Source organism: Mycolicibacterium arenosum (genome assembly GCF_024320865.1).
Lineage (GTDB): Bacteria > Actinomycetota > Actinomycetes > Mycobacteriales > Mycobacteriaceae > Mycobacterium > Mycobacterium arenosum.
On sequence record NZ_JANDBD010000001.1, the window covers coordinates 466,206 to 478,475 of the forward strand.

Annotated in this window: 8 protein-coding genes; 5 read left to right on the top strand and 3 right to left on the bottom strand. The window is 68.3% G+C overall.

The genetic code is table 11. The annotated features are described in order from the left end of the window. Positions 1–70: 70 nt before the first annotated feature. Positions 71–616, bottom strand: coding sequence for an LppP/LprE family lipoprotein (locus NM203_RS02335; protein ID WP_408633281.1), 546 nt, complete (start codon positions 614–616; stop codon positions 71–73). A 71-nt stretch (positions 617–687) separates the two neighbouring features. On the opposite strand from NM203_RS02335, the gene NM203_RS02340 reads away from it, so the two are divergent. From NM203_RS02340 to NM203_RS02350, 3 genes are all read left to right on the top strand, one after another. Then, the gene (locus NM203_RS02340) at positions 688–2,382 is read left to right on the top strand and encodes a DEAD/DEAH box helicase (RefSeq protein ID WP_255057990.1); all 1,695 of its coding nucleotides are present in this window, start codon (positions 688–690) and stop codon (positions 2,380–2,382) included. Between the two features lie 38 nt (positions 2,383–2,420). Beyond that, positions 2,421–3,545 (top strand): acyltransferase family protein, encoded by a 1,125-nt coding sequence (locus tag NM203_RS02345; protein WP_255058288.1) that lies wholly within the window; start codon positions 2,421–2,423, stop codon positions 3,543–3,545. 127 nt (positions 3,546–3,672) lie between these two features. Further along, positions 3,673–6,048, top strand: coding sequence for an arylsulfatase (locus NM203_RS02350; RefSeq protein WP_255057991.1), 2,376 nt, complete (start codon positions 3,673–3,675; stop codon positions 6,046–6,048). On the opposite strand, the gene NM203_RS02355 is transcribed toward NM203_RS02350, so the two are convergent. Together NM203_RS02355 and NM203_RS02360 are read right to left on the bottom strand one after the other, a co-directional pair. After that, positions 6,049–6,612, bottom strand: a complete 564-nt coding sequence (locus NM203_RS02355) for a TetR/AcrR family transcriptional regulator (protein ID WP_255057993.1) — start codon at positions 6,610–6,612, stop codon at positions 6,049–6,051. It abuts the gene before it with no gap. Continuing rightward, entirely contained in the window at positions 6,612–7,856 is a 1,245-nt protein-coding gene (locus NM203_RS02360) for a cytochrome P450 (RefSeq protein ID WP_255057994.1), read from the bottom strand. Before NM203_RS02360 ends, NM203_RS02355 begins: the two co-directional genes overlap by 1 nt. Before the next feature lie 101 nt (positions 7,857–7,957). Between NM203_RS02360 and NM203_RS02365 the strand changes: the two genes are divergently transcribed. Both NM203_RS02365 and NM203_RS02370 read left to right on the top strand, forming a co-directional pair. Further along, entirely contained in the window at positions 7,958–10,522 is a 2,565-nt protein-coding gene (locus NM203_RS02365; RefSeq protein WP_255057996.1) for an ABC transporter ATP-binding protein/permease, read from the top strand. After that, a complete protein-coding gene (locus NM203_RS02370) occupies positions 10,519–12,252 on the top strand; it encodes an ABC transporter ATP-binding protein (protein ID WP_255057997.1) in 1,734 nt (577 codons plus the stop codon). The genes NM203_RS02365 and NM203_RS02370 overlap by 4 nt, the downstream gene beginning before the upstream one ends. The last annotated feature ends 18 nt before the right edge of the window (positions 12,253–12,270 follow it).

A 12,270-nucleotide genomic window follows, 5' to 3' on the forward strand; every position in this document is an offset into this window, starting at 1 on the left:
CACGTCCGCCACTGTAGGTCAGCGCGGTGACACCGACGCTCAGCCGGACCGGGTGGCCCCGTGGCGTGGCTTAACCCGTGTTTCCGATGAGCTCGACGCCGTTGCCGTTCCAGCGGAACCGCACCACGCTGCGAAGGCCGGTGCCGGGGCTGGTGTAGGTCAGCGCGACGGTGTCGCCGGTGGTCGCCGTCTCGTCCAGGCCGTTGAAGCCGTAGGTGTCCGGAACCCCGGTCGGGATGAACCTGCCCTGGTGGAACATCACCGCACGGGTGTTCGGGTTGTCGGCGTTGGTGTTGGCCTTCACGATCACCACCGACAGCGGCGCGCACTCGTTGTAGTTGCCCGCCAGCGGTTCGGAACTCCACGGCTGCTGGCTGCGCGGGTCCCGCGGCAGGTCGGACACGGCTTTCGCGATCTCGGGTGCGGCCAGGTTGATCGCACACGGATCGGCTGCGGCGGGCGGCGGCGTCGGACCCGCGGCGATGGTCGGTGCGACGCTGGGTGGTGCCGACGGCGCGGCCGTCACGGTGGCGTCGGGCGTCTTCGCGACGGTCGAATCGCTCGACCCGCAGCCGGCCAGGAACAGTGCCGCTGCGAACACCGCGACCCACTTCACACTGCGCACCGTACCCGCCGGGAACGCGGTCGGCGGGTGAGCGTCGCGGGAACACGTAGACTCCTACGTCGATGACCACGCCCGACGAGGACGCGTCCGCGCCTCAGCTCACCTTCGCCGACCTGCAGATTCACCCAGCCGTGCTGCAGGCCGTCTCCGACGTTGGATACGAATCGCCCTCGGCCATCCAGGCGGCGACCATTCCGCCGATGCTGGAGGGCTCCGACGTCGTCGGACTCGCGCAGACCGGCACCGGCAAGACGGCCGCATTCGCGATCCCGATCCTGTCCAAGATCGACGTGACCAGCAGGATCACCCAGGCGCTGGTGTTGGCGCCGACGCGCGAGTTGGCGCTGCAGGTCGCCGAGGCCTTCAGCCGTTACGGCGCGCACCTGAAGGTCAACGTGCTCCCGGTGTACGGCGGCTCGTCGTACGGCCCGCAGCTGGCCGGGCTCAAGCGCGGTGCTCAGGTGGTCGTCGGCACCCCTGGCCGCGTCATCGACCACCTGGAGAAGGGCAGTCTCGACCTCACGCACCTGGACTACCTGGTGCTCGACGAGGCCGACGAGATGCTGCAGATGGGCTTCGCCGAGGACGTCGAGAAGATCCTCGCCGACACCCCCGAGTACAAGCAGGTCGCGCTGTTCTCCGCGACCATGCCGCCCGCGATCAAGAAGATCACCTCCAAGTACCTGCACGACCCGGTCGAGATCGTGGTCAAGTCGAAGACCCAGACCGCCGAGAACATCACGCAGCGGTACGTGCAGGTGTCACACCAGCGCAAGATGGACGCGTTGACCCGGCTGCTCGAAGTCGAGCAGGGCGACGCGATGATCGTGTTCGTCCGCACCAAGCAGGCCACCGAGGAGGTCGCCGAGAAGCTGCGGGCCCGCGGCTTCAACGCGGCCGCCATCAACGGCGACATCCCGCAGGCGGTGCGTGAGCGCACGATCAACCAGCTCAAGGACGGGACGATCGACATCCTCGTCGCGACCGACGTGGCCGCCCGCGGCTTGGATGTCGAGCGCATCTCGCACGTGCTGAACTACGACATCCCGCACGACCCGGAGTCCTACGTGCACCGCATCGGCCGCACGGGACGCGCCGGAAGGTCCGGTAACGCACTGCTTTTCGTCACCCCCCGGGAGCGCCACCTGCTGAGCTCGATCGAGCGGGTGACGCGGCAGAAGCTCATCGAGATGGACCTGCCGTCGGTCGACGACGTCAACGAGAAACGGGTGCAGAAGTTCCGCGACTCGATCACCGAGGCGCTCGCGGCCCCTGGAATCGAACTGTTCCGCAAGCTGATCGAGGGCTACGAGCGCAACAACGACGTACCGATGGCGGACATCGCGGCGGCGCTGGCGCTGCAGAGCCGCAACGGCGAGGAGTTCCTGATGACGGAACCGCCGCCGGAGAAGCGGCGGGAGAAGCCCGACCGCGCGGGGCGCGATGGCGACGGGCCGCCGCGCAAGCGCCGGGAGACGCGTTCGGATCTCGCGACCTACCGCATCGCGGTGGGCAAGCGGCACAAGGCCATGCCGGGTGCCATCGTCGGAGCCATCGCCAACGAAGGCGGCCTGCACCGCAGCGATTTCGGCCACATCGACATCCGGCTCGACTACTCGCTGGTTGAACTGCCCGCCACGCTGTCCGCGGAGACGCTGAAGAAGCTCAGCCGGACCCGCATCCAGGGCCAGCTGATCGAACTTCAGCCGGACCGCGGGTCCTCGAAACCCCATCGGGGGAAGCACAAGCCCAAGTGAGTGCCGGGTCCGGGGCGGGCGGAGCCACGGGGAATCGGCTGGGACGCTTCGACGACGTCGGCGGCCTGGAATCCGTCACCACGACCCGCGTCGCCTCGCTCACCGGAGTCCGCGCCGTTGCGGCCATCCTCGTCGTCGCCACCCACGCCGCCTACACCACGGGCAAGTACACCCACGGCTACGTCGGATTGGTGTGGGGGCGGATGGAGATCGGGGTTCCGATCTTCTTCGTGCTGTCGGGTTTCCTGCTCTTCAGACCGTGGGTGCGTGCCGCCGCATCGGGCGACGAGGCGCCGTCGGTCAAGCGCTACGCATGGCATCGGGTGCGGCGCATCATGCCCGCGTACCTGGTCACCGTGGTGGCGGCCTACCTGCTCTACCACTGGCGCGACGCCGGCCCGAACCCCGGTCACACGTGGGAGGGGTTGCTGCGCAACCTCACGCTGACGCAGATCTACACCGACGGCTACCTGGGTTCCTTTCTGCACCAGGGCCTTACGCAGATGTGGAGCCTCGCGGTGGAGGCGTCGTTCTACGTCGCGCTACCGGCACTGGCCTGGCTGCTGCTGGTGGTCGTCTGCCGCAGGAAGTGGCGACCGGGTGCGCTGCTCGCGGGCCTCGGCGGGTTGGCGCTCGTCACGCCGGCGTGGCTGATCGTGGTGCACGGCACCCGTGTCCTTCCCGACGGTGCCCGGCTCTGGCTGCCCGCCTACCTGCTGTGGTTCCTCGGCGGCATGTTGCTGGCGGTACTCCAGGTCATGGGCGTCCGAGCCTTCGCCGCGGTGTGCGTCCCGCTGTCGGTGGTCTGCTACTTCATCGTCTCGACCCCCATCGCCGGGGCGCCGACGACGTCGCCATCGGAGTTGTACGCCAGCATCATCAAGGCGGTGTTCTACGTCGTGATCGCCACGCTGGTCGTGGCGCCACTCGCGCTGAGCGACAACGGTTGGTATTCGCGGGCGATGGCCAGCAGGCCGATGGTGTTCCTGGGCGAGATCTCCTACGAGATCTTTTTGATCCACCTGGTGCTGATGGAACTGGTGATGGTCGAACTGCTGCGGTACCCGATCTACACGGGTTCGGTGTGGTGGCTGTTCGTGTGGACGATGATCGTCACGGTTCCCGTCGCGTGGCTGCTGCACCGCGTCACCCGCGTCCGTTAGAAGCGGCTCGGCTGCGGTCAAACGCCACCGGGGCATGCGTCACCTGCATAGGGTGGACGCCTCGGGCTCGCGACGAGCGGCCCGGGATCGCCCTCGTGGCGATCACTTCGTCGAGCGGATGCAGTTCGTGGGTACTACCGAGTCGCCGGAGGTCCGGCGTGACATTCTTCCCATCCCCGACGTCGCACCCAGCGGCTTGACAACATACGACGCCAAGGATCCGGACACCAGCTATCCCCCGATCAAGGACGTACGCCCGCCTGCGACAGCGCCCAACGTCCTCGTCATCCTGCTCGACGACGTCGGCTTCGGCGCCAGCAGCGCTTTCGGCGGACCGTGTGCGACACCGAACTTCGAGAAGTTGGCAGCGGGTGGGGTGAAGTACAACCGATTCCACACCACGGCCCTGTGCGCGCCGACGCGCCAGGCGCTGCTCACCGGCCGTAACCATCACTCGGTGAGCATGGGCAATATCACCGAAACCGCCACCGCCGCGCCAGGTTACACCTCTGTGCTGCCCAACACCAAGGCTCCGCTGCCGCTGACGCTGAAGCTCAACGGCTACTCGACGGCGCAGTTCGGCAAGTGTCACGAGGTCCCGGTGTGGCAGACCAGTCAGGTGGGTCCGTTCACCGCGTGGCCCACCGGCGGCGGGGGGTTCGAGTACTTCTACGGCTTCATCGGCGGCGAGAACAACCAGTGGGACCCTGCGCTCTACGAGGGCACCACCCCGATCGAGCCGCCGAAGACGCCGGCCGAGGGCTATCACCTGACCGAGGATCTCACCGACAAGGCGATCGTCTGGGCGCGCCAACAGAAGGCCCTGGCTCCCGACAAGCCGTTCTTCATGTACTACGCGCCGGGGGCGTGCCACGCTCCGCACCAGGTGCCGCAGGAGTGGATCGACAAGTACCGGGGAAAGTTCGCCCACGGCTGGGATCGCCAGCGGGAGATCACCTTCGAGCGACAGAAGGAACTGGGTGTCATCGGCCCCGACGCGGTCCTGACCCCTCGTGACCCCGAGATGACGGCCTGGGACGACATGGACCCTGCGTTGAAGCCGGTGCTGGAGCGCGAGATGGAGGTCTACGCCGCCTTCCTCGAGCACACCGACCACCACATCGGCCGGCTGATCGACTCGCTCGGACCGGTGCTCGACGACACGCTCGTCTTCTGCATCATCGGCGACAACGGAGCCTCGGCCGAGGGTACCGAGCAGGGCGCCTTCAACGAGATGGCCAACTTCAACGGGATGGCGGCGATCGAGACCCCGGAGTTCATGACATCCAAGATCGACGAGTTCGGCGGTGAACATTCCTATGGTCACTACGCAGTCGGTTGGGCCTGGGCGATGGACACGCCCTACCAGTGGACCAAGCAGGTGGCCTCGCACTGGGGTGGCACCCGCAACGGGACGATCGTTCACTGGCCCAAGGGAATCAAGGAGAAGGGCGGCCACCGCAATCAGTTCAGCCACGTCATCGACATAGCGCCCACCGTGTTGGAGGCCGCCAACATCCCTGCGCCCACCCTGGTGAACGGCGTGCTGCAGAGCCCCTATGAAGGGACCAGCATGCTGTACTCCTTCAACGACCCCGAAGCCGCTGAGCGACACACCACGCAGTACTTCGAAATGTTCTGCAATAGAGGCATTTACCACAAGGGCTGGAGTGCGGTGACCAAGCACCGCACGCCGTGGGCGATGAGCGGCCAGGCCATGCCGGCCTTCGACGACGATGTCTGGGAGCTCTACGACGGCAACTCCGACTGGACCCAGGCCAACGATCTGGCCAAGGAACATCCTCAGAAGTTGCACGAGTTGCAACGGCTCTGGCTGATCGAAGCAGTCAAGTACAACGTGCTACCCCTCGACGATCGCCAGATCGAGCGCATCAACCCCGATACCGCCGGCCGGCCGTCGTTGATCAAGGGCAACAGCCAGATGCTGTACGAGGGTATGGGGCGGCTGTCGGAGAACAGCGTGGTGAACATCAAGAACAAGTCGTTCGCCGTCACGTCGGAAGTAGACGTCCCCGCAGACGGCGCCGAGGGCGTGATCATCGCTCAGGGCGGCAGATTCGGGGGGTGGAGCCTGTATGCCAAGGACGGTCGAGCCAGGTTCTGCTACAACGTGCTCGGTATCACGTCGTTCACCATCGAGGCCGACAACGCCATTCCTCTCGGCACGGCCCAGGTGCGCATGGAGTTCGGCTACGACGGCGGCGGCGTGGGTAAGGGCGGTGACGTCACGCTCTACTACGACGGCACCGAGGTGGGTCGGGGCCGCGTCGAGCAGACGCAGGGATTCATCTTCTCGGCCGACGAAACCACCGATGTCGGTTACGAATCCGGCACCACGGTCACCTCGGACTACACCGCGCACACCAGTCGGTTCACCGGGAAGGTCAACTGGGTGCGCATCGACCTCGGTGACGACGCCGTCGACGCCGACCACTATCTCGACCCGCACGAACGCTTCCGCATCGCGATCGCGCGGCAGTAGTCAGCGGGCCGCCGGCGACATCAGCGGTAAGACGAACTCCTCCAGCATGGCGCGTTCGTCGCCGGCGTCGTGGCCGGGAAACGTCAGCAGCGAGATCAGCACGCGCACAAGCCATCGCGCGAGCCTCTCGACATCGGACATGCCGAGTGCCCGCAGATAGGCCTCGGTGAGGCCGCGAATCACCTCGGAGCGTTCGGCCATCTCGCCGCCGATCGGTCGTTGCGACGGTGCGAACCACGAGGACAGTGCCGGGCTCTCCCGCACCAGTCGCAGCGACTCGACGATGCCGTCGATCAGGCGGACGGCCGACGGGGCGGCGGCGTCCAACCGCTCCCCGAGGCCGCTGAACACCCGGTACGCCTCGCGGTGCACGTACGCCGTGTACAGCGCGTCGCGGTTCTCGAAGTACCGGTACAGGGTCGCGCGCGAACAGCCTGCGGCCCTGGCGATCTCGTTCATCCCGACGGTCGCGGCGTCGTGAGTGGCGAACAGCTTCTCGGCGGCGTCGAGGATGCGGTCGGCCGCCACCTCCACGCGGCGTTCGGCTAGCCAGTCGCCGGCCATCAGGTGACGTGGAACGGGATCGACAGCGGCCGCCGCACGTAACCGCCGCCGGCCCAGACGATCCGGTCCTCGTCGACGGTGAAGTTCGGGATGCGCGTCACCAGTTCCTCGAGCGCGACGCGCGACTGCATGCGCGCCGCGGCGGCACCAAGGCAGTGGTGGGCCCCGTGGCTGAACGTCAGAATGTTGCGCGGCTTCCTGGTGACGTCGAGTTCGCCTGCGTCGTCGCCGAATTGGCGCTCATCGCGGTTGCCGGACCCGTAGAGCAACATCGCCCTTCTGCCCTCGGGGATCGTGGTGCCCTCGATCGTGACGTCGCGGGTGACGGTGCGGCCGAGCATCTGCACGGGGGAGGTGAGCCGGAGGAACTCGTCGACGGCGTCGCCGATCAGATTCGGGTTACCCGCCAGGAGCTCGCGCTGATCCGGCCGTTGGTGCAGCAGTTGCACCGAGCCACCGAGCATTCCGGTGGTGGTGTCGTTGCCGCCGGTGACCATCGTGAACGTGAATGCCAGAATCGACAGCACGCCCGCGATGTCGCCGTCGGCACCGACGCCCGCTGCCACGAGGTGCGACACCGTGTCGTCCTCGGGTTCGGTCCTGCGCTTCTCGATCAGGGCGGTGAAGTAGGCCATCATTCCGCCGAGCGCGTCGCCGAGGGTCTCAAGCGCGCCGCCGATCCCACCCTCCGCGGTGTTCGCCGCCACGATCGCCTCGGTCCAGCCGTCGAATTGATCGCGGTCCTCCTCGGGCACGCCGAGGTAGTGCGCCACCACCATCGACGGCAGCGGCTTGAACAGTTCGGCGACGATGTCGCCGCCGCCGTCGGCGTGCAGTCGCTCGATCCTCTCCCGCACGTACTGCCGGACCTTCGGTTCGACGGCCTCGACCTGCCGAGGGGTGAAGCCGCGCGACACCAACCTGCGGAACTCGGTGTGCACGGGTGGGTCCTGCATCACCATCGGCGGGTTGTCAGCCAGGCCGATGAGCTCCAACTCGCCGTAATTCACGGTCAGCCCCTGCGCCGACGAGAAGGTCTCGTGGTCACGGGCGGCGGTGAAGATGTCGGCGTGCCTGCTGAGCACGTAGTAGTCGTGCTCGGGGTTGTCCGGGACGACGTGGTGGACGGGATCGTGATCGCGAAGCGCCCGGTACATCGGCCACGGGTTGGGCCAGGTCGCGGGGGTGGCGAGCGCGAACCGAGCGGGTGGAACCTCGGACCCTTGAGACAACACGGCTGTCATGTCTTATGAGTACGACAGTGCACGACGTATGTCAACCACCGAGGCCGGTTCTGCAAAGCCGGTAAGGCTAGCCTTAGTCTGACGGCGAAAGGAGAGGGTCGATGGCTCGCGGTTTCCAGGGCGTCATGATGCGCGGTTTCGGCGCGCGCGACCACGAGGTGACGGTGCTGGGCACCGAGTGGCTGGCACCGCACCTCCTGCGCATCCGCATGGTGTCGCCGACGGTGTTCGAGGACGCGGTGGCCGAACCCACGTCGTGGCTGCGGTTCTGGTTCCCCGACCCCCGAGGCACCGACACCGAGTTCCAGCGCGCCTACACGATCTCCGAGGCCGACACCGAGACCGGGCGCTTCGCCATCGACGTCGTGCTGCACGAGCCAGCGGGCCCGGCGTCGACGTGGGCCAGGACGGTCGAACCCGGCGCGACGATCGCCGCGATGTCGATGGGGTCCAAGGGGTTCACCGTCGCCGCCGACCCCGCCGACCGGCCCGTCGGCTACCTGCTGATCGGCGACGCCGCCTCCACCCCGGCGATCAACGGCATCATCGGCGTCGTCCCACGAGACATTCCCGTCGAGGTCTACCTCGAGCAGCACGGCGCCGACGATCTGCTGATCCCGCTGGCCGAGCATCCGCGGCTGACCGTGCACCGCGTCCCGCGTGAGGGCGCGACGTCGCTCGCCGCCGCGATCGAAACGCGCGACTGGTCGGACTGGCACGCGTGGGCGGGGCCCGAAGCCGGTGCGCTGAAACACCTCCGCACGCGGCTACGCGACGAGTTCGGCTTCCCCAAGCAGGAGATCCACGCGCAGGCCTACTGGACCGAGGGCCGCGCCATGGGCACCAAGCGCGGTGACGAGCCCGTCCCATCCGCCGCGCCGTCGCCGAAGCCCGCACCCGCCGCTGCACCCGCCGCCGACCCGGTGCGCGGCACCTGGCGAGCCCAGGCGGCCGGTCGGCTGCTGGCGCCACTGAAGACGCCGCTGCTGATCTCCGGCGTGCTGCAGGCACTTCTCACGCTGATCCAGTTGGTTCCCTTCGTCCTCCTCGTCGAACTGGTCCGACTGCTGCTGTCGGGTGCGGACTCCGACCGACTGTGGACACTGGGCCTCGCCGCGGTGACGCTGCTCGGGATCGGCACCGCGCTCGGGGCCGCGCTCACCCTGTGGCTGCACTGGGTCGACGCACGTTTCGCGCGTGACCTGCGCGGTCGGCTGCTGTCGAAGCTGGCGCGGCTCCCGCTGGGCTGGTTCACGGCGCGCGGTTCGGGGTCGATCAAGCAACTGGTGCAGGACGACACCCTGGCGCTGCACTACCTGGTGACCCACGCGATTCCCGACGCGGTCGCCGCCGTGATCGCACCCGTGGCGGTACTCGTCTACCTGTTCGTCGTCGACTGGCGCATCGCGCTGGCGCTGTTCGTCCCCGTGCTGGCCTACCTGATCCTCATGTCGGTCATGACGATTCAGTCCGGCACCAAGATCGTGCAGGCGCCGCGCTGGGCCGAGCGCATGGGCGGCGAGGCGGGCGCCTACCTCGAGGGCCAGCCCGTCGTGCGCGTGTTCGGCGGTGCGGCGGCGTCTGGCTTCCGGCGCGGGCTCGACGGCTACATCGACTTCCTAGTGTCCTGGCAGCGCCCCTTCGTCGGCAAGAAGACGCTCATGGATCTGGTCACCAGACCCGCCACGTTCCTCTGGCTGATCGCGGTGGTGGGCACTCCGCTGGTCGTCGGCGATGCGATGGATCCGGTGAATCTGCTGCCGTTCCTGTTGCTGGGCACCACCTTCGGTGCCCGCCTGCTCGGCATCGGGTACGGCCTCGGCGGGATTCAGGCGGGCATGCTGGCCGCGCGCCGTGTGCAGACCGCGCTCGACGACACCGAGCTCGAGGTACGCGACGGCACGCCGGGAAAGGGCGATCACACCGTCGTGTTCGACGGCGTCAGCTTCGGCTACCGGCCGGAAGTGACTGTCATCAAGGATGTTTCGCTGACGTTGCGGCCGGGAACCATGACCGCCCTGGTCGGTCCGTCGGGATCGGGCAAGTCGACGCTGGCGGCACTGCTGGCCAGATTCCACGACGTGGGGGAGGGAGCGATCCGGATCGGCGGCGACGATATCCGCACCCTCACCGCCGACGAGCTCTACCGCCGGGTCGGTTTCGTGCTGCAGGACACCCAACTGGTGCACGGCACCGTCGCCGAGAACATCGCGCTCGCCGAACCGGACGCCGACGTCGAGAGCATTCGCGCAGCGGCGCGCGACGCGCAGATCCACGACCGCATCGAGCGCATGCCCGCCGGGTACGACACCGTGCTCGGCGACGGAGCAGGCCTGTCCGGCGGCGAGCGGCAGCGTGTCACCATCGCCCGAGCGATCCTCGCCGACACCCCCGTGCTGATCCTCGACGAAGCCACCGCGTTCGCCGACCCGGAGTCGGAATACCTCGTCCAGCAGGCACTGAACCGACTCACGCGCGACCGCACCGTGCTCGTCATCGCCCATCGCCTGCACACGATCACCCACGCCGACCGGATCGTGGTGCTCGACGACGGCGCGATCGTCGAAACCGGCACGCACGACGAACTCCTCGCGGCTGGTGGGCGTTACCGCACACTGTGGGAGTCCGGGCAGCCGGCGCCTGCCGGAGCCGAGGCGAGCCGATGATCCGCACGCTGCTGGCGCTGATTCCCGCCGATCGCCGCGGCACTGTCGTGGCGTACGCCGCCCTCACCGTCGTGTCGGTCCTGCTGAGGGCGGCGGGCACGGTGCTGCTGGTGCCGTTGGTGGCGGCCCTGTTCGGCGCCACCCCGGCCGACGCGTGGGTCTGGCTGGGCTGGCTGACGACGGTGACCGTCCTCGGCTGGGCCGTCGACTTCATCTGCGCACGAATGGGTTTCGACATCGGATTCGCCGTGCTCGACCGCACGCAGCACGACGTCGCGGACCGCCTGCCCGACATCCGCCTCGACTGGTTGACGAGCGAGAACACCGCCACCTCGCGGCAGGCCATCGCCGCGACCGGCCCCGAACTGGTCGGCTTGGTCGTGAACCTGCTGACGCCGTTGCTCGGGGCGATCCTGCTGCCCGCCGCGATCGCCTGCGCACTGGTGGCGGTGTCGGCGCCGCTGGGGCTGGCCGCCCTCGGCGGGGTGGTGGTGCTGCTCGGCGCACTCTGGCTATCCGGGCGTCTCGCCAGATCAGCGGATACCGTTGCGGGACAAGTGAACACGGCGCTCACCGAGCGGATCATCGAGTTCGCGCGCACGCAACAGGCGTTGCGCGGTGCCCGTCGCGTCGAGCCCGCCCGCAGCCTCGTCGGGACCGCGCTCGACGCGCAGCACGGTGCGCATCTGCGGCTGTTGCTCGTGCAGGTACCGGGCCAGCTGCTGTTCAGCATCGCCAGCCAGGTCGCGCTGCTGGGGTTCGCCGGGATGGCCACGTGGCTCGTGGTGCGCGGTGAGTTGGGCGTCCCGGAGGCCGTCGCGCTCATCGTTGTGATCGTTCGTTACCTCGAGCCGTTCTCAGCGCTCAGTGAGCTCGCCCCGGCGATCGAGTCGACCCGGCGGACGCTCGCCGGGATTCGGACCGTGCTCGACGCGCCGACGCTGGCCGCGGGGGCCGCCGAGGTGTCCGCCGGCACGCCGCCGCGGATCGAGTTCGACGACGTCGGGTTCGGCTACGGCGCCGACAGCGCGGGCGTCCTCAGCGGTGTCGGCTTCACGCTGGAGCCCGGCACCACCACCGCGATCGTGGGGCCGTCGGGGTCGGGCAAGAGCACGATTCTCGGGCTGCTGGCCGGACTGCACCAGCCGGCGCGCGGTCGTGTCCTGTTCGACGGCGTCGACGTCGCGACGCTGAGTCCCGCCGCCCGGCGCGCCCTCACCAGCGTCGTGTTCCAGCACCCCTACCTGTTCGACGGCACGCTGCGCGACAACGTCCTGGTCGGCGACCCCGAGGCGGACACCGACACGCTGTCCGCCGCGATGCGGCTGGCCAGGGTCGACGAGGTCATCGGCCGGCTACCCGACGGGGATCAGTCGGTCGTCGGCGAGGCGGGCACCGCCCTGTCCGGCGGCGAGCGGCAGCGCGTCAGCATCGCGCGCGCACTGGTGAAGCCGGCTCCGGTACTGCTGGTCGACGAGGCCACCAGCGCGCTGGACACCGAGAACGAGGCCGCCGTCGTCGACGCGCTGATCGCCGATCCGCGTCCGCGCACCCGCGTCATCGTCGCGCACCGGCTGGCGAGCATCAGGCACGCCGACCGCGTGCTGTTCCTGGACGAGGGCCGCATCGTGGAGGACGGCGCTATCGACGACCTGCTCGCAGCGGGTGGGCGGTTCGCCGAGTTCTGGAATCAGCAGCGCGCCGCCGCCGACTGGCAACTCGCCACCTGATTTCCGCCGGAATAGTAA

Bases quoted from the DNA above. Each gene is read 5' to 3' on its own strand.
- NM203_RS02340 (WP_255057990.1), top strand. From the start codon at position 688: ATGACCACGCCCGACGAGGACGCGTCCGCGCCTCAGCTCACCTTCGCC.
- NM203_RS02355 (WP_255057993.1), bottom strand. From the start codon at position 6,612: ATGGCCGGCGACTGGCTAGCCGAACGCCGCGTGGAGGTGGCGGCCGAC.
- NM203_RS02360 (WP_255057994.1), bottom strand. From the start codon at position 7,856: ATGACAGCCGTGTTGTCTCAAGGGTCCGAGGTTCCACCCGCTCGGTTC.
- NM203_RS02365 (WP_255057996.1), top strand. From the start codon at position 7,958: ATGGCTCGCGGTTTCCAGGGCGTCATGATGCGCGGTTTCGGCGCGCGC.
- NM203_RS02370 (WP_255057997.1), top strand. From the start codon at position 10,519: ATGATCCGCACGCTGCTGGCGCTGATTCCCGCCGATCGCCGCGGCACT.